Annotated in this window: 19 protein-coding genes; 3 read left to right on the top strand and 16 right to left on the bottom strand. The window is 71.5% G+C overall.

Annotation, left to right across the window (positions count from 1 at the left end):
• Positions 1 to 47: 47 nt before the first annotated feature.
• On the bottom strand, positions 48 to 2,366 hold the full coding sequence (locus IF29_RS0100695; RefSeq protein WP_232241962.1) for an MMPL family transporter: 2,319 nt from the start codon (positions 2,364 to 2,366) through the stop codon (positions 48 to 50).
• A gap of 434 nt (positions 2,367 to 2,800) precedes the next feature.
• On the opposite strand from IF29_RS0100695, the gene IF29_RS0100690 reads away from it, so the two are divergent.
• The 3 genes from IF29_RS0100690 (at position 2,801) to IF29_RS0100680 (ending at position 6,541) form a co-directional block, all read left to right on the top strand.
• Entirely contained in the window at positions 2,801 to 4,984 is a 2,184-nt protein-coding gene (locus IF29_RS0100690) for an MMPL family transporter (RefSeq protein WP_030248209.1), read from the top strand.
• A gap of 127 nt (positions 4,985 to 5,111) precedes the next feature.
• Positions 5,112 to 5,639, top strand: a complete 528-nt coding sequence (locus tag IF29_RS0100685; RefSeq protein ID WP_030248207.1) for an RNA polymerase sigma factor — start codon at positions 5,112 to 5,114, stop codon at positions 5,637 to 5,639.
• Between the two features lie 71 nt (positions 5,640 to 5,710).
• Positions 5,711 to 6,541 carry a hypothetical protein gene (locus tag IF29_RS0100680; RefSeq protein ID WP_030248205.1) on the top strand — a complete coding sequence of 277 codons (831 nt, stop codon included), beginning with the start codon at positions 5,711 to 5,713 and terminating at the stop codon, positions 6,539 to 6,541.
• On the opposite strand, the gene IF29_RS0100675 is transcribed toward IF29_RS0100680, so the two are convergent.
• From IF29_RS0100675 to IF29_RS0100610, 15 genes are all read right to left on the bottom strand, one after another.
• On the bottom strand, positions 6,531 to 7,052 hold the full coding sequence (locus IF29_RS0100675) for a MarR family winged helix-turn-helix transcriptional regulator (protein ID WP_051724731.1): 522 nt from the start codon (positions 7,050 to 7,052) through the stop codon (positions 6,531 to 6,533). The genes IF29_RS0100680 and IF29_RS0100675 overlap by 11 nt on opposite strands.
• Entirely contained in the window at positions 7,049 to 7,702 is a 654-nt protein-coding gene (locus IF29_RS0100670) for a DJ-1/PfpI family protein (protein ID WP_030248201.1), read from the bottom strand. The genes IF29_RS0100675 and IF29_RS0100670 overlap by 4 nt, the downstream gene beginning before the upstream one ends.
• Before the next feature lie 38 nt (positions 7,703 to 7,740).
• Positions 7,741 to 8,304, bottom strand: a complete 564-nt coding sequence (locus IF29_RS0100665) for an RNA 2'-phosphotransferase (RefSeq protein WP_030248199.1) — start codon at positions 8,302 to 8,304, stop codon at positions 7,741 to 7,743.
• Between the two features lie 47 nt (positions 8,305 to 8,351).
• Positions 8,352 to 9,149, bottom strand: a complete 798-nt coding sequence (locus IF29_RS0100660) for a sirohydrochlorin chelatase (protein ID WP_030248197.1) — start codon at positions 9,147 to 9,149, stop codon at positions 8,352 to 8,354.
• A complete protein-coding gene (locus tag IF29_RS0100655; RefSeq protein ID WP_030248195.1) occupies positions 9,146 to 10,093 on the bottom strand; it encodes an ABC transporter permease in 948 nt (315 codons plus the stop codon). Before IF29_RS0100655 ends, IF29_RS0100660 begins: the two co-directional genes overlap by 4 nt.
• The gene (locus IF29_RS0100650; RefSeq protein ID WP_030248194.1) at positions 10,080 to 10,877 is read right to left on the bottom strand and encodes an ABC transporter ATP-binding protein; all 798 of its coding nucleotides are present in this window, start codon (positions 10,875 to 10,877) and stop codon (positions 10,080 to 10,082) included. Before IF29_RS0100650 ends, IF29_RS0100655 begins: the two co-directional genes overlap by 14 nt.
• A gap of 123 nt (positions 10,878 to 11,000) precedes the next feature.
• Positions 11,001 to 12,128, bottom strand: coding sequence for an aliphatic sulfonate ABC transporter substrate-binding protein (locus tag IF29_RS0100645; protein ID WP_030248186.1), 1,128 nt, complete (start codon positions 12,126 to 12,128; stop codon positions 11,001 to 11,003).
• A gap of 193 nt (positions 12,129 to 12,321) precedes the next feature.
• A complete protein-coding gene (locus tag IF29_RS0100640) occupies positions 12,322 to 13,620 on the bottom strand; it encodes a sulfate adenylyltransferase subunit 1 (RefSeq protein ID WP_051724730.1) in 1,299 nt (432 codons plus the stop codon).
• A 2-nt stretch (positions 13,621 to 13,622) separates the two neighbouring features.
• Positions 13,623 to 14,546, bottom strand: a complete 924-nt coding sequence (gene cysD / locus IF29_RS0100635) for a sulfate adenylyltransferase subunit CysD (protein ID WP_380523155.1) — start codon at positions 14,544 to 14,546, stop codon at positions 13,623 to 13,625.
• 14 nt (positions 14,547 to 14,560) lie between these two features.
• Positions 14,561 to 15,142 carry an adenylyl-sulfate kinase gene (gene cysC / locus IF29_RS0100630; RefSeq protein WP_051724729.1) on the bottom strand — a complete coding sequence of 194 codons (582 nt, stop codon included), beginning with the start codon at positions 15,140 to 15,142 and terminating at the stop codon, positions 14,561 to 14,563.
• Positions 15,143 to 15,234: 92 nt separating this feature from the next.
• Positions 15,235 to 15,957: a phosphoadenylyl-sulfate reductase gene (locus tag IF29_RS0100625; protein ID WP_030248178.1), complete on the bottom strand. Its 723-nt coding sequence runs from the start codon at positions 15,955 to 15,957 to the stop codon at positions 15,235 to 15,237.
• Positions 15,941 to 16,129: a hypothetical protein gene (locus IF29_RS47265; RefSeq protein ID WP_084713311.1), complete on the bottom strand. Its 189-nt coding sequence runs from the start codon at positions 16,127 to 16,129 to the stop codon at positions 15,941 to 15,943. The genes IF29_RS0100625 and IF29_RS47265 overlap by 17 nt, the downstream gene beginning before the upstream one ends.
• On the bottom strand, positions 16,126 to 17,835 hold the full coding sequence (locus IF29_RS0100620) for a nitrite/sulfite reductase (RefSeq protein ID WP_030248176.1): 1,710 nt from the start codon (positions 17,833 to 17,835) through the stop codon (positions 16,126 to 16,128). Before IF29_RS0100620 ends, IF29_RS47265 begins: the two co-directional genes overlap by 4 nt.
• Positions 17,836 to 18,000: 165 nt before the next feature.
• Positions 18,001 to 18,084 (bottom strand): putative leader peptide, encoded by an 84-nt coding sequence (locus tag IF29_RS48750; RefSeq protein WP_332262522.1) that lies wholly within the window; start codon positions 18,082 to 18,084, stop codon positions 18,001 to 18,003.
• 81 nt (positions 18,085 to 18,165) lie between these two features.
• Entirely contained in the window at positions 18,166 to 19,800 is a 1,635-nt protein-coding gene (locus tag IF29_RS0100610; RefSeq protein ID WP_030248174.1) for an acyl-CoA dehydrogenase family protein, read from the bottom strand.
• Positions 19,801 to 19,806 lie beyond the last annotated feature (6 nt).

The following is a 19,806-nucleotide window of genomic DNA, read 5'->3' as shown; positions in this document are numbered from 1 at the left end:
GGCGCTACCGGGGGTATACGCCCGGGCGGCGCGAACGGTTCGTCAGATCAGAAGCCGTCCTGGGTGCTGTAGACGGGCGCCGGGGCCGGTGCGGGGGCGGGGACCTCGCGGCGCGGCTCGGCCGGCTCCGCGGTCGGTTCGCCGTGGCCCAGCTCGGGCAGCCAGCCCAGCCAGCGGGGCAGCCACCAGTTGCGCTCGCCCAGCAGGCTCATCACCGAGGGCAGCAGCACCGCGCGGATCACCGTCGCGTCGATCAGGACGGCCACGGCCAGGCCGATGCCCATCTGCTTCATGGACTGCATGTCCAGGGTGCCGAAGACCGCGAACACCGCCACCATGATGGTCGCCGCGCTGGTGACCACTCCGGCCGTGGTGGTGATGCCGTGGGCGACGGCCGCCCGGGTGGACAGGCCCCGGTCGTGCGCCTCCTTGATCCGGGAGACCACGAACACGTGGTAGTCCATGCTCAGCCCGAACAGGATGACGAAGAGGAACAGCGGGACCCAGGTCTCGATCGCGCCCACGCCCGAGGTGCCCAGCAGCGAGGCGCCCACTCCGTGCTGGAAGACCAGCGTCAGCGCCCCGTAGGAGGCGGCGACCGAGAGCAGGTTGAGCGCCAGCGCGGTCAGCGCCACGGTGACCGAGCGGAAGGAGAGCAGCATCAGCAGGAAGGCGAAGCCCATCACGAAGGCGAACACGGGCAGCAGGCTGCCGGTCATCTGCGCGTTGAAGTCCTCGGAGCCGGCCGTCTGACCGGTGACCGCGGCCTCGGTGCCGGCGACCTTGCCGAAGGTGTCCGGGACCAGCGTGCCGCGCAGTGCGGCGAGGGCGTCGCTGCTGGTCCTGTCGTTGCCGCTGCCGGCCATCGGCACGTCAACGGTCTCGATCTGCTGGGCCGGGTGGCGGGTGACCGTGATCGGGTCGTGCAGCAGTCCGGTGGCCACGGCGCGGGACTTGAAGTCGGCGAGGGCGGTGGCCATCGCGGGCGAGTCCAGCCGGTCGGACTTGATCACCACGGTGGCCTGGTTGGGGTTGCCGGGGAAGGCGGCGGCGATCTTCTGCTGGGTGGCCACCAGCGGGTTGCCCTTGGGCAGTTGCTGGGCGAAGGTCAGGTTGGCGGTGTGCATGGTGAGCAGCGGCACGGCCAGGGCCAGCAGGAAGGCGGTGGCCAGCCCGGCCGAGACCAGCGGGCGGCGCAGCACCCGGCCGAGCACGGCCCGCCAGAAGGCGCTGCCGGCCTCGGCGCCGGCGCCGGCGGTGGAGCGCATCATCCGACGGCCCAGGAACGGCACCCGTCCCTTCATCACCCGGTCGCCCAGCATCGACAGCAGCGCCGGGAGGACGGTGACCGAACCCAGCACCGCGGTGATCACGACCAGGATGGTGGCCATGCCCATGGCCTGGAAGTCGGCGATGCCGGTGAGGAACATCCCGGCCATGGCGACGACCACGGTGAGCCCGGAGACCATGACGGCCCGTCCGGAGGTGGCCGCGGCGATCTTCAGCGCGGCCTCGGGGGAGTGGCCCTTGGCCCGCTCCTCGCGCTCGCGGCGCAGGTAGAAGAGGCAGTAGTCGACGCCGACGGCCAGCCCCACCAGCAGCATCACCGAGGATGCGTCGTCGCTGGTGTGCAGCAGATGGCTGCTCAGCGCGACCAGCCCGCCGGCGGCGATGAAGGCGGTGAGGGCGAGCAGCACCGGCAGTACGGCTGCGACCAGCGCGCCGAAGGCGATCAGCAGGATGCCCAGGGCCAGCGGCACCGCCGTCCACTCGGCGCGGCTGAAGTCGTGGCTGAAGGCGTCCTGGAACCACTTGTCGGCGCTGGCGTCGCCGAACTCCTGGACGGTCAGGTCGGTGTGGCGGGCCTGGACGCCGGCGACGGCGGCCAGCACCGGGGCGACCCGGTCGGCAGCGGTGTCGGGGTCGCCGGCCATGGTGACCACGACCAGCGCCGAGTGGCCGTCGGGGGCCACGGTGCCGTTGGTGTAGGGGGACTTCACGGCCGAGGTCGCGCCGGTGGCCTTGACGGCGGCCATTGTGTCGTCGACGACGGTGCGGAAGCGCGGGTCGGTGGCGGTGAAGGAACCGCTCTGGATCAGCACGGTCTCGGTGGCCGGTGAGTGCAGCCCGGCCGCGGCGATCATCTGGTCGGCCCGGCCGGACTGGCCCAGGGCGTTGTCCTTGTCGGTGGTCTGCAGACTGCCGGCCATTCCGCCGAGGACGGTGGCCAGGACGACGAACAGCAGCCAGCCGAGGACGGCGGTCTTGCGGTGCCGGGCACTCCAGCCGCCGACGGCGGCGGCCAGTCCCAGCCGTCGGGGCGTCTGCGCCCCCGGCTTCGAATTCGTGCGGGCATGCGATGTCACGGTGGTCCCCCAGGGCCGGATGCGGACGGTACGGGCGGGTGCGGAAGCTCATCAACGAAGCTAGTGAGCGGGCTTCCGGCGGGACATCCGGCCAGCGGGCGGGCCTTCCCTGGGTCTGGCACCAGGGTCTCCCGGGGGCTAGCCCTACCCCTGCCCCCCGGTCCCCCTCAGGGTCCGTCTCCGCCCTGAGGGGGAGGGGACTCCACCCGGGGGACGAGGAAACCGCCGGTGGCGGCGGGTGAAGATAGGTCCCGGACATCTAAGGCTTCTGTGAGCTCCGCAGGACCAAGGACCCGACTTGCCGCGCGGCTAGTCGGCTTCCTATGATGCCGACACCACACTTACTTGCCGACCGGCTAGCACTGCCGAACCGATCGCGCTGCCCGTGCACTGTCGCCGGGGCGGAGTGATCCACGCCTTGGAGGCGCACCCAGATGTTTCATCGGATAGGACGCACCGTCGTGCGTCACCCGGTCTGGACGATCGTGGCGTGGATCGTCGCGGCCGTCGTGATCGCCATGACGGCGCCGACGCTGGCGTCCAACAGTGACGAGAGCAGCTTCCTGCCGAAGAGCTACGAGTCCATCCAGGCGATGACGCTCCAGCAGAAGGCCTTCCCGGCGGCCTTCACCCCGGCCGCCGAGGCGCTGTTCCAGCGCACCGACGGCCAGCAGCTGACCGCGGCCGACAAGGCCGAGATCTCCTCGATCACCACGCAGCTGAACAAGGAGACCATCAAGGACGTCCAGGGGGTCTTCCCGGGCGCCTACTCCTCCGACGGCAAGTACGGCCTCAGCCTCGTCAAGATGGACGACAAGAGCAACGGCCAGCCCTCGCAGGCGGACGCGGCCAAGGCGTTGCGCGCCGACCTGGCGACGCTGACCAAGGGCACCGACATCAACGCCAAGCTCGGTGGCTCGGCGGCCCAGGTCCTCGACCAGCAGGACGCGTCCAAGCGCGGTCAGTCGCTGATCGGCATCGGCACCTTCGTGATCATCATCGTGGCGATGATCCTGATCTTCCGTGCGCCGCTGATGGCGATCCTGCCGCTGCTGCTCATCGGCGTGGTCGCGATGGCCGCCAACGGTCTGATCGCCGACATCACCAAGCTGCTCGGGCTGGAGTCCAACTCCTCGGTGTCCGGCATCCTGATCGTGGTGCTGTTCGGTGTGGGCACCGACTACATCCTGTTCCTGATGTTCCGTTACCGAGAGCGGCTGCGGGCGGGTGACGACTCCAAGGAGGCCATGATCACGGCCGTCGGCCGGGTCGGCGAGGCCATCGCCTCCGCCGCCGGCGCGGTCATCATCGCCTTCCTGGCGCTCTCGCTCTCCTCGGTCTCCTTCCTCAAGCAGATGGGCCCGGCGCTGGCCATCTCGGTCGGCGTCACCCTGATCGCCGGTCTGACCCTGGTCCCCGCCGTCTTCTCGCTGATCCCGCCGCGGGTGCTGTTCTGGCCGTCCAAGAAGTGGCAGGTCGAGCCGCAGGGCTCGGCCTTCGCCAAGGTCGGCCGCGGCGTGCAGCGCAGGCCCGCCCTGGTGGCCATCGTCTCCGGCCTGCTGATGGTCGTCCTGGCGCTCGTCGCCACCAGCTACAAGGCCAGCTTCGACTTCGCCTCGGGCTCGATGCCCAAGACCAAGGAGTCGATGGTCGTCCAGGACATCATGACCAAGGCCTACAGCGCCGGCGCCGCCCAGCCCACCCAGATCTACCTGACCTCGGAGAGCGGCGCGCCGCTGGACAAGACCGCGGTGGCCGCCTTCGACCAGAAGATCACCACGGTCCCCGGTGTGAGCACGGTGTCCCCGGCGACCTACAACAAGGACGCCAGCACCGCCAGCATCTCGGTGATCCTCAAGTACGACCCGCAGAGCTCGGCCGCCATGAACACGGTGGACAGCATCCGCTCGGTCGCCCACGCCAACGCACCCAACGGTGACAAGGCGCTGGTCGGCGGTGTCTCCGCGATCTACAAGGACATCAACAAGGCGATCAACCACGACTACCTGGTGGTCTTCCCGGTCGCCGGCATCCTGATCATGCTGATCCTGGGCCTGATGCTGCGAAGCGTGGTCGCGCCCTGGTACCTGATGGCCTCGGTCGGCCTGGGCTTCGCGGCCACCCTGGGCGCCACCGTGCTGATCTTCCAGCACATCCAGAACCAGTCGGGGCTGATGTTCATGCTCCCGGTGTTCATGTACCTGTTCGTGGTGGCCATCGGGACGGACTACAACATCCTGATGATCTCCCGACTGCGCGAGGAGGCCCGCGAGGGCCGCGAGCCGAGGGAGGCGGCCGCGCAGGCGCTGCGCCACGCCGGTCCCACCGTGGCGGCCGCCGGCGCGATCCTGGCCGGGACCTTCGCCAGCATGATGCTGGCCGGGAACACCCTGTTCGCCGAGATGGGCTTCTCGATCAGCTTCGGCATCGTGATCGCGGCCTTCGTCATGGCGATGTTCTTCACCCCGTCGCTGACCGCGCTGATCGGGCACGCCGCCTGGTGGCCCGGCCGCGCCGACCGCCGCTCCGCCGGCCCCGGCGAGAGCCTCGTGGTTGCGGGCAACGTCCCGGCGTCGCTGGACGAGAGCGACGACGTGGACTCCGCCTCGCGGAGGTAGCTGCCCGGTCGGGGCGCTGAACAGCACACGCAGGTGAGGGCCGTCGTACTTCGGTACGGCGGCCCTCACCTGTTGCGGTTCGGACCCGTCCGGACATGTAGAGGTGACGCCTTCTGAGAGGACACCCATGGCGATCCGCACCGAAGCCGAGTACGAGGCGATGTACCGGGAGCACTACCCCGACGTGCTGAGGTTCGTCGCCCGCAGGGCCGAGCCCGCGCAGGCCGACGACATCGTCGGGGAGACCTTCCTGACGGCCTGGCGCAAGCGCGGCGAACTGCCCGCCGAGGTGCGGCCCTGGCTCTTCGCGACGGCCCGGAACGCGATGCTCAACGCTGGCCGCGGCCGCCGCCGGCGGCAGGCACTGGCGGTGCGGATAGCCGAACGGCCGGACCCCGGCCATGATCCGGCTCCGCACGTCGACGCCCGGCTGGATCTCGCCGACGCCTGGCGCCGGCTCTCTGCGGGCGATCAGGAGGCGCTGGCCCTGGTGGTCTGGGACGGGCTGAGCGATGTCCAGGCCGCCGACGTGCTCGGCTGCTCGCCCTCGGCGTTCCGGATGCGGCTGTCCCGGGCCCGGGCGCGGCTGCGGGAACTGCTGCAACTCACGGCCCCGGCCGTCCCGTTCGTCCCGGCCCAGCGCGGTGCCCGATGAGGCGCCGCAAGGACCGCAGTGCTGCCGCCGTCGCCCCTGCCGTCGCCCCTGCCACCGAGAACGGAAACCCGATGACCGAGAACCTCGACCTGGACCTGCTGCTCTCCGGGCACGACCCGGCCCCGGCCCGGGAGCTCACCCTGGCGGAGGCCGCCCGCTGCGAGGCGCTGCTGCAGAGCATCCGCACCGAGGGGCACGGCCCCCGGACCGTCCCGGCCCCGAGGCGTCGCCGGCGGACCGGTCGGATCCTGCTGGCCACCGGTCTGCTGACGGCGGCCGCGGCCTGCGCGGCCGTGGTGGTCGCCCCCACCGCGGTCCAGCGCGTCCGCGACCTGATCTCCTACGGCAGCCCGCACGCCCCCATGTTCACCTCGGCCGAGCTGGCCTCCTGGACCAGCGACGCCGCTCCCGCGACGGCGGACGGCTCGGGGGCGAAGTGGTGCGACCGCGCCCTCCAGGACGCCCCTGGCAACGGCAGCCCGCAGACCGTGACCGTCGCCGACCTGCGCGGATCGATCGCCAGCGAGATCGTCTCACGGGCCGGGAACGTGTTCCTGTGCATGGCTGGCTCCGGCGGCCAGGGCTTCTGGGACACCCTGGACCCGGTTCCGGCGAAGCTGGCCGACCGGGCCGTCCTGATCGACACCGGCGGCGCCCACGGCGTGGGCAAGGGCAAGGCGGGATTCGGCTACAGCACCGGATTCGCAGGCAACGGCGTCCGCAGCGTGACGGTGAACTCGGGCGGTCACCGGACCACGGCGCACATCCAGAACAACCGCTGGACCGCCTGGTGGCCGGTCGCGGACATGTGGGCCACCCCGGGAGGCGACACCGTCACCGTCAGCTACACCGACGGCTCGGTCCGGACCTTCCCCGACTCGGACCTCTACGTCACCCGGTAGTGCCCTGGCCGTCGTGGCGGTCGTCCAGGATGTCCGCCATCGCGTCGGACAGCGCCTCCAGTGCGGTCACCGCCTCGGCCAGCCGTTGCGGGCCGAGGCGGTCGACCAGTTGCCGGGCCAGCTCGCCGTGGGCCGGTCCGATGGCGTGCACGGCGGCGCGGCCCGCCTCGGTGGCCAGGATCAGCTTGGCCCGGCGGTGCGCCGGGTTGGGCCGGTACTCGGCCAGGCCCTGTTCCACCAGCAGGTCCGCCAGCCGCTGGACGCTCTGCCGGGTGATGCCCATCGCCCTGGCGATGCCGGCCACGGTCAGCGGTTCCACCAGGACGGCGCCCAGCACCTGCCAGCGGGCGGCGGTGAGCCCGATTGGGCGGGACAACTGCTCGGCGGCCTCCAGGAACAGGCCGTTGGCCCGGAACGAGCCCAGCGCGGCGGCCGAGAGCAGGGCGCCGGGGGAGGGCGGTGCGGCCAGGGGTGCGAGGGTGGGCGAGACGGCGGGCGCGGTGTCGGTCATGCGGCGGAGACCAGGCCCATCAGCTCGCCGTACGCGGCCGATTCGGAGCGGCCGAACAGCCGGAACCAGGCGTCCAGCACGGCCGGCCGCCAGATGCCCAGCTGTGCGATGACCTCGCGGGCGAAGGCCACCGAATCGGTCGGACCGGCGGTGATCAGCCCGCGGTCGTTGACGGCGTCGGCCTCCTGGTACCGCTTGCCGCCCTGGTAGCCGGTCATCGCCAGGTACTCGGCAGCGGCCCCGGTGTGGTCGCGGTCGTCCAGCAGCCCGGCCGCCCCGAAGCCGAAGACGGCACCGCAGATCGCCGCCACCGGCACACCGGCGTCCAGGAACTGACGTCCCTTAAGTGGGAACTCGGTGTGGTCGCCGGCCTCCCAGCAACCGCCGCCGGGAACGATCAGCATGGCGCTGTCGGCGGGGGCGAGCCCGTCCAGGCCCAGGTCGGGGACGACGGTCACCCCGCCCATGGTGCGGACCGGCTCCCGGTCGACGCCGACGGTGCGGATGTCGTGGGTGGCGCCGCCGATCTGGAAGGTACCGCTCCGGATCTGCGCGACCGCGAGTGCGGCCTCCCAGTCGGCGAGGCCGTCGTAGACGGCGAGATGGACGATCGGTGCGACTGCGCGGGTCTGCTCCGCCTGATTCGTCATGACAGCATTCTGTCACTTCGACAGCATGCTGTCGATAGCTAGCGGGCCGGATGCCCCAGGTACTCCGGCGGCACGGCGTCGGTGAGCCAGACGCCGTTGGCGCTGACCCGGAATCGGTGGCCGTCGGCCGCCATCCGGGCGGCGTCGACGGTGAGGACGACCGGGCGGCCCCGGCGGGCCCCGACCCGGGTGGCGGTCTCCGCGTCGGCGGACAGGTGCACGGCGTGCCGGTTCATCGGACGCAGGCCCTCGCGCCGGATCGCGTCCAGCACCTGCGGATGGGTGCCGTGGAAGAGCTGCGCCGGCGGCTCGGCGTCCTCGTAGCCGAGGTCGACCGGGACGGAGTGGCCCTGGCTGGCCCTGATCCGGGTGCCGGTCGGGTCGAAGGCGAAGCGGCGCTTGTCGTTCTGCTCGACGACGAGGTCGAGCTGCTCCCGGGTCAGCCGGTGGTTGTGCGCCGCGAGGGCGCTCAGCAGGACGTCGACCTCGACCCAGCCGGCCGGGTCCAGGGTCAGGCCGATGCGGTCGGGGTCGTGCCGCAGCACCAGCGAGAGGAACTTGGAGGTTCTCACCATTCGCTTGTCGGATGTGGATTCGGACATGCGGCGAAGGTAGCGGGCGGCTGCGGCCCGGGTCACCTGATTATGGGTCAGGCGGCGAGCGAGGCGCGCCGGGTGGCAGTCCGCAGTGCCTCGTCGTGGCGGCGCAGCAGCAGCCGGGCCAGCTCCGGGGTCGCACCCAGCGGCGCGGCGACGGTGTCGACACCCGCCGCCGACGCCTCGGCGGCGATGCGGTCCGGGAGCAGGCCAGGGGCCAGCAGGTAGGGGGCGACGGCGATGTCCGTCAGACCGCGGGCGCGCAGCGCGGCGACCGCGTCGGCGACCCGGGGCGGGGCGGCGGAGGCGTGGGCGACCTCGACCGCGCCCCAGCCGCGGGTCCGCTGCCAGTCGGCGGCGACCTCGCGGGTCACCGCGTTGGCGGCCGGGTCGGAGGAGCCTGCGGCGGCCAGGACGACCCCGGTCCGCGCCGAGGGACGTACCCCCGCCTCGGCCAGACGCCGGTCCAGGGCGTCCAGCAGCAGCGGCGAGGGGCCCAGCACCGCGCCCTGGCGGACGGTCAGCCCGTGCTGCCGCGACGCGGCCTCCGCCAGCACCGCCGGGATGTCGCTGCGGGCGTGGAAGGCGTGGTTCAGCAGCAGCGGGATCGCGACGACCTGGTCCCGGAACCAGGCGGGTGCCGCGGGTTCACCGGGGGGTGCGACGGGTCGCCCGCCGAGCGACTCCAGCACCTGCGGGATCCGGGGCGCGCAGTGGTCCAGATAGCCCACCTCGACCGGCAGGTCGGGCCGCTGCGCCCGCACCAGCGCCGCCAGGTCGGTGACCGTGGCGGCGTGGCGCGGGTCGCGGCTGCCGTGCGCGACCAGGAGCAGGGTGGAGCCGGTGGTCATCGACGGGCCACCAGCAGCCCGCGCGAGCGCAGCACCCGACGCTCCATCGGGGCGAAGATCAGCAGCTCGATGCCGATGCCGACGATCAGGATCAGCAGGATGGTGGAGAGCACCCCCGGCATGTCCTGGACCTCGCGGGCGTTCTCCAGCGACTGCCCCAGGCCCAGGCCCAGCGCCGGCGAACTGGCGATCAGCTCGGCGGCCATCAGCGAGCGCCAGGCGAAGGCCCAGCCCTGCTTCAGCCCGGCCAGGTAGCCCGGCAGCGAGGCCGGGAGCAGCACGAACCAGATGCCGCGCAGCCCGGTGGCGCCCAGGGTGCGTCCGGCCCGCAGGTACAGCGGCTGGACCTGGTCCACGCCGGCGACCAGGCCGTTGGCGATGGAGGGGACGGCACCGAGCAGCACCACGGCGTAGATGGTGGCGTTGCTGAGTCCGAACCAGATGACGGCGGCCGGGACCCAGGCGACCGACGGGATGGACTGCAGCCCGGACAGGATCGGCCCGATGGCCGCCCGGACCGGCTTCACCTTGGCGACCAGCAGGCCCAGCGGCGTGCCGATGACGACCGAGGCCAGGAAGCCCAGGGCGCCGCGGGACAGCGAGGTCCAGATGGTGCCGAGGATGGTGCCCTGCAGCCACTGGTCGTAGAGGCTGTTCCAGACGTCCAGCGGGCTGGGCAGCAGGTCGGGCCGTTTGATGTGGGCCGCGTAGGCGAGCTGCCAGACCAGCAGCACCAGGGCTATCGCGACCAGCGGCGGGACCACCTTGCTGATCAGGATGGAGCGCAGCGGGGTGCGTTCGACGGTCTGGGTCTCCAGGGCGTCGAGGCCGGCCCCCAGTGCGGCGTCGTCGGCGGCCTTGTCGGTGACGTTTGCGGTGACGTTTCCGGTGACGTTCCCGGCGGCCTCGGGGGCCGCCTCGGTCAGCTGCTCAGTGCTGGACATGGCGGCGGATCTCCCCTCGGAGCTGGTCGGTGATCTCGACGGAGAGGTCCGCGACCGCGGCATCCTCGATACGGCGCGGCTGCGGCAGGTCGATCCGCCACTCGCGGGCGATCCGTCCGGGCCGCGAGGACAGCAGGACCACCCGCTGGGCCAGCCGGACGGCCTCGCGGACGTTGTGGGTGACGAAGACGACCGAGACGGCCGTCTCGGCCCAGATCCGGGTGAGCTCCTCGTGCAGCACGTCGCGGGTGATGGCGTCCAGGGCGGCGAAGGGCTCGTCCATCAGCAGCACCTTGGCGTCCTGGGCGAGCGCGCGGGCCAGGGCGACGCGCTGGCGCATGCCGCCGGAGAGCTCGTGCACCCGCTTGCGGTGGGCGCCGCCGAGGCGGACCAGCTCCAGCAGCCGCTCGGCCTCGGGGCGGCGCTCGGCGCGCGGCAGGCCGCGCAGCCGCAGCGCCAGCTCGATGTTCTGCCCGGCGGTCAGCCAGGGGAACAGCGCGTGCTCCTGGAACATCAGCGCGGCGCGGCCGCCGGGGACCTCGATGGTGCCGCTGCTGGGCCGGTCCAGCCCGGCGACCAGGTTGAGCAGGGTCGACTTGCCGCAGCCGGAGGCGCCCAGGAGGCAGACGAACTCGCCGGGGGCGACGCTGAGGGTGATGTCGTCGAGCACGGGGTGTTCTGCGCCGGGACGGCCGAACGACTTGCTGACGTGGTCGAGCGTCACGGCGGGCGGTTCCGTGGCGAGGGCGGGGCCGGGCAGTTGGTCGGTGACTACCGAAGCCATTCGGTCACCTCCTGGAACGGTGCGGGAAAAGGGACGTGGTGCGGACGGGGTGGGGCCGGGGCCCGTCCCGCAGGCATCGACATGGATGCGGGACGGGACCCGGAGCGTGTCACTGCGTGCCGGTCACTGGGTGCCGAGCCCTGCCGCGGAGACGGTCGGCTGCCCCGCCGCGGTGAGGACCTTGTTGAGCAGCGTGAGGTCGTAGATGCCGGTCAGGTCGGGCTTGGCCAGCAGACCCGCGGTGACCGCGTGCTGGGCCTCGGTCTGCAGCGAGGAGGCCAGCGGGTCGTTGGTGACCGCCAGTTCGGACCAGGCGGCGTCCAGCACCGAGGTCGACAGGGCCTTCTTGGTGAGGGTCTTCAGCGCGGCGTTGGCGTCGGTCTTGGCCTCGGCCGGGTTGGCGGTGATCCAGGCGTTGGTGTCCACGGACGCCTTGAGCACGGCCTGGACCACGTCGGGGTGCGCCTTCAGGAAGGTCTGCGAGACGATCACGTTGGTGGACACGAACTTGCCGTCCGGCCACAGGCTCTTCTCGTCGACCAGGATCTTCGCGCCCTCGGCCACCAGCTTGGAGGCGGTGGGCTCGGGCACCCAGGCGCCGTCGATGGCACCGGTCTGGTAGGCGGTCGGGGTGAGCGAGTTGTCGGTGCGGACCACCGAGACGTCGCCCTTGCCGGACTTGGCGTCCACCTTGAAGCCCTTGGTGGAGAGGAAGTTGAGCAGCGCCACGTCCTGGGTGTTGGCCAGCTGCGGGGTGGCGATCTTCTTGCCCTTGAGGTCCGCGATGCTCTTGATCTTCGCGGGGTTGACCACCAGCTCCGCACCACCGGTGGTGGCACCGGAGATGATCTTCAGCGCCGCGCCGTTGGACTTCACATAGCCGTTGATGGACGGGGAGGGGCCGATCCAGGCGATGTCGATGGCGCCGGAGTTCAGTGCCTCGATCTCGGAGGGGCCGGCGTTGAAGATCTGGGTCTTGATGGTGGTCGAGCCCAGGTCCTTCTGGAACTGCCCGTTCTGGATCCCGATCAGCGGCGTCGCGTGGGTCAGGTTGGCGAAGTAGCCGATGTGGACGGTGTCCGCCGAGAGCTTGGCGCCGGTGGCGGAACCGGAGGCGGCGGCCGAGGTGGCTCCGGACGTGGAGTCCGACTTGGAACCGTAGCCGCAGGCGCTGAGCAGACCGACGACGGCCAGACCGGCACCGGCCGCGGCGAGTGAACGTCTGGTGCGGGTGCGGGAGAGAGCAGACATGGAGGGGTCCTTAACGATGGTCGGCAGGAAGGAACAGGAGGTGTGACGGAGCGTCAACAGCCCGTGCCGCGACAGTCGGCTATGCCGCCCTGTCCCGCACCGAGCGCGCCGCTGCCGACCCGCCCGCCTTCCTTCGCCATGCGGGAGAAAGCCTCGCCGCCCATCGTGTGCTTCCCTTCCTCGGTTGTGCCGGTCAGAACGCTTCGCCGACCATGCCGGCGGTGAGCGTGGTGCCGTCGGCCTGGTCGATCAGCAGGAACGATCCGGTGTGCCGGTTCACTGCGTAGCGGTCCAGCGCCAGAGGTTCGGCGGTGCGCAGCACCACCTGGCCGATGTCGTTGACCTGGAGGCTCTCCGGCTGGGGGACCCGGTCCAGGGTGTCGATGTCGATCCGGTAGGGCAGCTCCTTGACGATCGCGCGGACCGTGCGGGTGGTGTGCTTGAGCAGCACCCGGTCGCCGACCCGCAGCGGCCGCTCGTGCAGGTGCGAGACGGTCGCCAGCACGTCCTGGGTCGGCTCGGGGGCCGCCCCGGCCGCGATCAGGTCGCCCCGGGAGACGTCGATGTCGTCGGCCAGACGGACCGTCACCGACTGCGGGGCCCAGGCGATGTCGGTCTGCTTGCCGAGCACGTCGATCCCGGCCACGGTGGTGGTCAGCCCGGACGGCAGCACCGTCACCGGGTCGCCGGCCCGCAGCACGCCGGAGGCCAGCTGGCCGGCATAGCCGCGGTAGTCCAGGTGCTCGGCGCTCTGCGGGCGGATGACGTACTGGACCGGGAAGCGGGCCGGCTCGTCCGAGGGGTCGGAGCCGACCGGCACCGTCTCCAGGTGCTCCAGCAGGGTCGGGCCGCCGTACCAGTCCATGTGCGCGGAGGGCTCGACCACGTTGTCCCCGGCCAGCGCCGAGATTGGGATCGCGGTCACGTCCGGGACGCCGAGCGAGGCTGCGTAGGCGTTGAACTCCTCGGCGATGGCTGCGAAGACCGGCTCCGCGTAGTCGACCAGGTCCATCTTGTTGACGGCCAGCACGACGTGCGGGACCCGCAGCAGCGCGGCGACCGCGGCGTGCCGGCGGGTCTGCTGGACCACGCCGTTGCGGGCGTCGACCAGGACCACGGCCAGCTCGGCGGTGGAGGCGCCGGTGACCATGTTGCGGGTGTACTGAACGTGGCCCGGGGTGTCGGCCAGGATGAAGCGGCGCCGGGCGGTGGCGAAGTAGCGGTAGGCCACGTCGATGGTGATGCCCTGCTCGCGCTCGGCGCGCAGCCCGTCGGTCAGCAGCGCCAGGTCGGGGGCCTCCTGGCCGCGGTTCTGGGAGGCGGTGGTGACCGCCTCCAACTGGTCGGTGAGGATCGACTTGGAGTCGTGGAGCAGTCGGCCGACCAGGGTCGACTTGCCGTCGTCGACGGAGCCCGCGGTGGCGAAGCGCAGCAGCGCGGTCGCCGTCCCGGACTCCAACGCGGGGGTGGGCTGGTGCAGTTCGGTGCTCATGCTTAGAAGTACCCCTCGCGCTTGCGGTCTTCCATGGCGGCCTCGGACACCTTGTCGTCGGCCCGGGTGGCCCCGCGTTCGGTCAGGCGGCTGGCGGCGACCTCGGTGACCACGTCGGCGACGGTCGTCGCGTCGGAGTCGACGGCGCCGGTGCAGGACATGTCGCCGACGGTGCGGTAGCGCACCAGGCGCCGCTCGACGGTCTCGCCGGCCTTGGGGCCGCCCCACTCGCCGGCGGTCAGCCACATGCCGCTGCGCTGGAAGACCTCGCGCTCGTGCGCGTAGTAGATGGCCGGGAGTTCGATGTTCTCCCGCTCGATGTACTGCCAGACGTCCAGCTCGGTCCAGTTGGAGAGCGGGAAGACCCGGACGTGCTCGCCGGGGGAGTGCCGGCCGTTGTAGAGCGACCACAGCTCGGGGCGCTGGCGGCGCGGGTCCCAGGCGCCGAACTCGTCGCGGAGCGAGAACACCCGCTCCTTGGCGCGGGCCTTCTCCTCGTCGCGGCGGCCACCGCCGAAGACCGCGTCGAAGCGGCCCTTCTCGATGCCGTCCAGCAGCGGCACGGTCTGCAGCGGGTTGCGCAGCCCGTCCGGGCGCTCGCGCAGCCGGCCGTCGTCGATGAAGTCCTGGACCCTGGCGACGTGCAGCCGCAGGCCGTGCTCGGCCACCGTGCGGTCGCGGTACTCCAGCACCTCGGGGAAGTTGTGGCCGGTGTCCACGTGCAGCAGCGCGAAGGGGACCTGGGCCGGCCAGAAGGCCTTGAGCGCCAGGTGCAGCATGACGATGGAGTCCTTGCCGCCGGAGAAGAGGATCACCGGGCGCTCGAACTCGCCGGCCACCTCGCGGAAGATGTGGACGGCCTCGGCCTCCAGCGCGTCCAGGTGCGACAGCGCGTAGGGGTTCCCGTAGGACTCGGAGGTCAGGATGTCGGCAGCGGTCGTCACGCCAGTCCCCTCTCGGTGAGCAGTGCGTGCAGGGCGGCGGCCGAGTCGGCCACCGGCTGGGTGTGCGCCTGGATGCGCAGGTCGGGTGCGGTGGGGGCCTCGTAGGGGTCGTCCACCCCGGTGAGGCCGGAGATCTCGCCCGCCGCCTGCTTGGCGTACAGGCCCTTGACGTCGCGCTCGGAGCAGACCTCGACCGGCGTGGCGACGTGCACCTCCAGGTACGGCGTCCCCTGCTCGGCGTGGCGGGCGGCGACGGCGGCGCGGGAGGCGGCGTAGGGGGCGATCACCGGCGCCAGCACCTTGACGCCGTTGGAGGCCAGCAGTTCGGCGACGAAACCGATCCGCTGGATGTTGGTGTCGCGGTCCTCGGGGCTGAAGCCGAGTCCGGCCGAGAGGAAGGTGCGGATCTCGTCGCCGTCCAGGATCTCCACCCGGTGGCCCTCGGCGCGCAACCGGTCCGCGAGCGCCAGCGCGATGGTGGTCTTCCCGGCGCTGGGCAGGCCGGTCAGCCACACGGTGGCGCCGGCTGCGGCCACGGCGGCCGCCGGGGCGGTCGCTGCGTCGACGGTGGTGGTCATCGGTTTCTGCTCCAAGCTGGTTCGGGTGGTGCTGTGGGGGCGTCAAGGGCGCACGGGGTAAGAGTGCTACAGGAGTCTGAGAGCTTCCTGACCTACAGGTGAATGCCGCACTCGGTCTTGCCGGCTCCGGACCAGCGGCCCGAACGAGCGTCCTCACCTGCGAGGATGCGCCGGGTGCAGGACTCCGGGGAGCAGCCGATGGACGCGTAGCCGTCGCTGAGCAACAGGTTCAGCAGGATGCCGTGCTCGGCGACGTAGGCGTCCACGTCGTCCTGGGTCCAGCGGGCGATCGGGGCGATCTTGACCTTCTGCCGCTTGGCGTCGTAGCCGACGATCGGGGTGTTCGCCCGGGTCGGCGACTCGTCGCGGCGCAGCCCGGTGGCCCAGGCGTCGTAGCCGGCCAGGCCGCGGTTGAGCGGCTCGACCTTGCGCAGCGAGCAGCAGAGGTCCGGGTCGCGGTCGTGCAGCCGCGGCCCGTACTCGGCGTCCTGCTCGGCCACGGTCTGACGGGGGGTGAGGGTGATCACATTGACCGGGTAGACCTCCGCGACGGCGTCGCGGGTGCCCAGGGTCTCCGGGAAGTGGTAGCCGGTGTCCAGGAAGATCACGTCCACTCCGGGCAGGGCGGTCGAGGCCAGGTGGGCGACGACCGCGTCCTCCATGGACGAGGTGACGGCGAAGCGGCGGCCGAAGGTCTCGGCGGCCCAGCGCATGATCTCCTGGGCGGAGGCGTTCTCCAGGTCCTGGTTCGCCTGCTCGGCGAGGGCCTGCAACTGCTCGGGCGTCCTGGTCGGTATGTCAGTCTCTGTTGCCATCTGACGGTCCCCCAGATGTGGATGAATGCGAAGAAAGCAGGCCAAGGAACTTCAGCGAGAACGCCCGACAACAGCTCGCGCATTCCCAACTCCCGTGCCCCCCTTCCTCGCTGGGGCGCAGGTCCTCGTCCCCGCAGTACGGGCAGTAGAACGGTGCGGCTCGCTCACTCACTTCAGGGCCCCTTCGTCGGCGCGCAGCGCCCACTCGGCGAAGCGCTCGTCGTCGGTGCGCTCCTCCTCGAAGCGGCGCAGGACGCGCTCGATGTAGTCGGGGAGTTCGGCGGCGGTGACCTTCAGGCCGCGCAGCTTGCGGCCGAAGCCGGCCTCGAAGCCCAGGCTGCCGCCCAGGTGCACCTGGAAGCCCTCGACCTGCTCGCCCTCGGCGTTGAGGACCAGCTGGCCCTTGAGCCCGAAGTCGCCGGTCTGGATCCGGGCGCAGGCGTTGGGGCAGCCGTTGATGTTGATGCTGATCGGCTGGTCGAAGTCGGGCAGGCGCTTCTCCAGGTCGGAGATCAGGTCGTGGCCGCGGCCCTTGGTCTCGACGATGGCCAGCTTGCAGAACTCGATGCCGGTGCAGGCGATGGTGCCGCGCCGGAAGGAGGACGGGCGGACCTGGAAGTCCAGCGCGTCCAGGGCCGCGACCAGCGGCTCGACCTGGTCCGGCGCCACGTCCAGGATGATCATCTTCTGCTCGACCGTGGTCCGCAGCCGGTCCGAGCCGTGGGCGGCGGCGACGTCGGCGATCTTCGCCAGGGTCGGGCCGTCGATGCGGCCGACCCTGGGAGCGAAGCCGACGTAGAAGTTGCCGTCCTGCTGCGGGTGGACGCCGACGTGGTCGCGCCAGCGGGTGCTGGGCTCGGCCGGGGCCGGTCCGTCGATCAGCTTGGTCTTGAGGTAGTCGTCTTCCAGGATCTGACGGAACTTCTCGGGGCCCCAGTCGGCCATCAGGAACTTCAGCCGGGCGCGGGTGCGCAGTCGGCGGTAGCCGTAGTCGCGGAAGATGCCGACCACGCCGGCCCAGACGTCCGGGACCTGCTCCAGCGGGACCCAGGCGCCCAGGCGCTCGGCCAGTCGGGGGTTGGTGGACAGGCCGCCGCCGACCCAGACGTCGAAGCCGGGGCCGTGCTCGGGGTGGACCACGCCGACGAAGGCGATGTCGTTGATCTCGTGCACCACGTCCTGGACCGGCGATCCGGAGATCGCGGTCTTGAACTTGCGCGGGAGGTTGGAGAACTCCTTGTCGCCGATGTAGCGCTCATGGATCTCGTCCACGGCCCAGCTGCCGTCGATGATCTCGTCCTCGGCGATGCCGGCCACCGGCGAGCCGATGATCACGCGCGGGCAGTCGCCGCAGGCCTCGGTGGTGGACAGGCCCACGGCCTCCAGCTTCTGCCAGATCGCCGGGACGTCCTCGATCCGGATCCAGTGCAGCTGGATGTTCTGCCGGTCGGTGATGTCGGCGGTGCCGCGGGCGTAGGTCTCGGAGACCTCGCCGATGGCGCGCAGCTGAGCGGTGGTCAGCCGGCCGCCGTCGATGCGGACCCGCAGCATGAAGTGCTCGTCGTCCAGCTCGTGCGGCTCCAGGATGGCGGTCTTGCCGCCGTCGATGCCGGCCTTGCGCTGGGTGTAGAGGCCCCACCAGCGCATCCGGCCGCGCAGGTCCGCCGGGTCGATGGAGTCGAAGCCGCGCTGGGAGTAGATCGTCTCAATGCGTGTCCGCACATTGAGACCGTCGTCGTCCTTCTTGAACTGCTCGTTGGCGTTCAGCGGAGTGAAGTGACCCATGGCCCACTGGCCCTCACCGCGGTGGCGGGTCACCTTGCGGGTGGCCGCCGGGCGGCGCGCGGCGGCGTCGTCGGGGGTGGGGGTGGAGGCCATGGTGCAGTCCTTCGGCAGAGTGGCGGGGGCCTGGCGGAGCGGTCTCGGATCCCGGTCTGCACGGCGCCGTTGAGCTGCACGGATGTACTCACTCGTGCGGGTGGCGGATGCGGTGGAACCTGACCGGACCGACTGGCGGCGGGCAACGGCGGCGGCGTGGGCGGCTCAGGTCACCGGACAGATGGCGCTGGACATGCGGCCGAGGTCGACGTGAAGTCGACCTACCAAGGCGGTTCCGGCACCAGACATGGCAGAAGCGTCGCATGCCGAGCTTTCTCGCGTCCACCACCGTCCGGAATATGAACAATTGTGTCTCATCTGATGAGACAATCAGACCGCCGGGCGGGTCCGGTCCACGATCGCGGCGAGAGCCAGACCGGTCGGCAGCGTACCGAAGGTGGAACCCCGGTCGCCGCCCAGGCGGGAGAGGCAGAACGCGTCGGCGACGGCCGCCGGGGCGTGCCGCAGCAGCAGCGACGCCTGCAGCAGCAGCGCCAGCCGCTCCACCACCCGGCGGGCCCTGGTCTCCAGCTCGGCCGGGTCGGCCAGCTCGGTGAGCAGTTCCTTCAGCGCGGTGTCGAAGTGCCGGTCGGAGCCCTCGGCCAGTCGCAGCTCGGCCAGGAAGGCCTCCACCACCTGCGGCTCCCGGGCCAGCACCCGCAGCACGTCCAGGGCGTTCACATTGCCCGAGCCCTCCCAGACCGAGTTCAGCGGGGACTCGCGGAACAGCCGGGGCATCCCCGACTCCTCGACGTAGCCGTTGCCGCCCAGGCACTCCAGCGCCTCGGCGGCGACCACCGGACAGCGCTTGGTAATCCAGTATTTGGACACCGCGACCGCCAGGCGGCGGAACTCCCGCTCCGGCGCGGTGTCCGCGTCGAAGGCGGAGGCGAGCCGCAGCGCGGTGGCGGTGGCCGCCTCGGACTCCAGCGCCAGATCGGCGAGGACGTTGCGCATCAGCGGCTTGTCGACCAGCGGGCCGCCGAAGGCGCTGCGGTGCGCGGCATGGTGCGCCGCCTGGGCCAGGGCCTGCCGCATCAGCGAGGTGGAGCCCAGTACGCAGTCCATCCGGGTGGCCGCCACCATCTCGATGATGGTCGCCACCCCGCGCCCCTCGGGGCCGAGCCGCTGCGCCCAGGTGCTGCCGTCGAACTCGATCTCGGAGGAGGCGTTGGAGCGGTTGCCCAGCTTGTCCTTGAGCCGCTGGATCCGGAAGGTGTTGCGGCTGCCGTCCGGGAGCACCCGGGGCAGCACGAAGCAGGTCAGCCCGCCCGGGGCCTGCGCCAGCACCAGGAAGACGTCCGACATGGGGGCGGAGCAGAACCACTTGTGGCCGGTCAGCGTGTACTCGCCGTCCGCCGCCAGCGGCTCGGCCCGGGTGGTGTTGGCGCGGACGTCCGAGCCGCCCTGCTTCTCGGTCATCCCCATCCCGGCCAGCACGCCGCGCTTGCCCTGCGGGGCCCGCAGCCCGAAGTCGTACGAGCGCGAGGTCAGCAGCGGCACCCACTGCTCGGCCAGCGCCGGGTCGGTGCGCAGCGCGGGGACGGCGGCGTGGGTCATCGAGACCGGGCAGCCGTGCCCGTACTCGGCCTGCGACCACACCATGAATCCGGCCGCCCGGCGCAGATGCCCGTCCGGACGGGTCCAGGCGTCGCCGGTCAGCCCGGCGGAGACGGCACGGTTCATCAGCGAGTGCCACGCAGGATGAAACTCGACCTCGTCGATCCGGTTGCCGTAGCGGTCGTGGGTGCGCAGCACCGGCTCGTGGGTGTTGGCCAGCTCGCCCCAGTGCTGCGCCTCGGCCGAACCGGCCGCCCGCCCCAGCTCCCCGAGCTCGCCGTCGATCTCCGCCAGCCGCTCCGGCGCCGCGTACCGGGCCACGCCCTCGCGCAGCGCGGCGTCGGCCCCGTAGACGTCGTAGTCGACCAATGGCGGGGCCTGGTTGGTGACCTCGTGGGTGCTCATGTCAGC

Origin of the sequence: Streptacidiphilus jeojiense (genome assembly GCF_000719095.1) — a bacterium.
In the GTDB taxonomy this organism is placed as follows: domain Bacteria; phylum Actinomycetota; class Actinomycetes; order Streptomycetales; family Streptomycetaceae; genus Streptacidiphilus; species Streptacidiphilus jeojiensis.
The sequence above is the reverse complement of the archived record's forward strand: the minus strand, read 5'-3'. Positions and strand labels throughout refer to the sequence as shown.

What these genes read in the sequence shown, in the direction of transcription:
- IF29_RS0100675 (WP_051724731.1), bottom strand. Translation starts at nt 7,052, where the DNA reads ATGACCGACACCGCGCCCGCCGTCTCGCCCACCCTCGCACCCCTGGCC.
- IF29_RS0100660 (WP_030248197.1), bottom strand. Translation starts at nt 9,149, where the DNA reads ATGACCACCGGCTCCACCCTGCTCCTGGTCGCGCACGGCAGCCGCGAC.
- IF29_RS0100625 (WP_030248178.1), bottom strand. Translation starts at nt 15,957, where the DNA reads ATGGCAACAGAGACTGACATACCGACCAGGACGCCCGAGCAGTTGCAG.
- IF29_RS0100645 (WP_030248186.1), bottom strand. Translation starts at nt 12,128, where the DNA reads ATGTCTGCTCTCTCCCGCACCCGCACCAGACGTTCACTCGCCGCGGCC.
- IF29_RS0100640 (WP_051724730.1), bottom strand. Translation starts at nt 13,620, where the DNA reads ATGAGCACCGAACTGCACCAGCCCACCCCCGCGTTGGAGTCCGGGACG.
- IF29_RS0100685 (WP_030248207.1), top strand. Translation starts at nt 5,112, where the DNA reads ATGGCGATCCGCACCGAAGCCGAGTACGAGGCGATGTACCGGGAGCAC.
- IF29_RS0100670 (WP_030248201.1), bottom strand. Translation starts at nt 7,702, where the DNA reads ATGACGAATCAGGCGGAGCAGACCCGCGCAGTCGCACCGATCGTCCAT.
- IF29_RS0100665 (WP_030248199.1), bottom strand. Translation starts at nt 8,304, where the DNA reads ATGTCCGAATCCACATCCGACAAGCGAATGGTGAGAACCTCCAAGTTC.
- IF29_RS0100655 (WP_030248195.1), bottom strand. Translation starts at nt 10,093, where the DNA reads ATGTCCAGCACTGAGCAGCTGACCGAGGCGGCCCCCGAGGCCGCCGGG.
- IF29_RS48750 (WP_332262522.1), bottom strand. Translation starts at nt 18,084, where the DNA reads ATGTCTGGTGCCGGAACCGCCTTGGTAGGTCGACTTCACGTCGACCTC.
- cysC (WP_051724729.1), bottom strand. Translation starts at nt 15,142, where the DNA reads ATGACCACCACCGTCGACGCAGCGACCGCCCCGGCGGCCGCCGTGGCC.
- IF29_RS0100680 (WP_030248205.1), top strand. Translation starts at nt 5,711, where the DNA reads ATGACCGAGAACCTCGACCTGGACCTGCTGCTCTCCGGGCACGACCCG.
- IF29_RS0100650 (WP_030248194.1), bottom strand. Translation starts at nt 10,877, where the DNA reads ATGGCTTCGGTAGTCACCGACCAACTGCCCGGCCCCGCCCTCGCCACG.
- IF29_RS0100610 (WP_030248174.1), bottom strand. Translation starts at nt 19,800, where the DNA reads ATGAGCACCCACGAGGTCACCAACCAGGCCCCGCCATTGGTCGACTAC.
- IF29_RS0100690 (WP_030248209.1), top strand. Translation starts at nt 2,801, where the DNA reads ATGTTTCATCGGATAGGACGCACCGTCGTGCGTCACCCGGTCTGGACG.
- IF29_RS0100620 (WP_030248176.1), bottom strand. Translation starts at nt 17,835, where the DNA reads ATGGCCTCCACCCCCACCCCCGACGACGCCGCCGCGCGCCGCCCGGCG.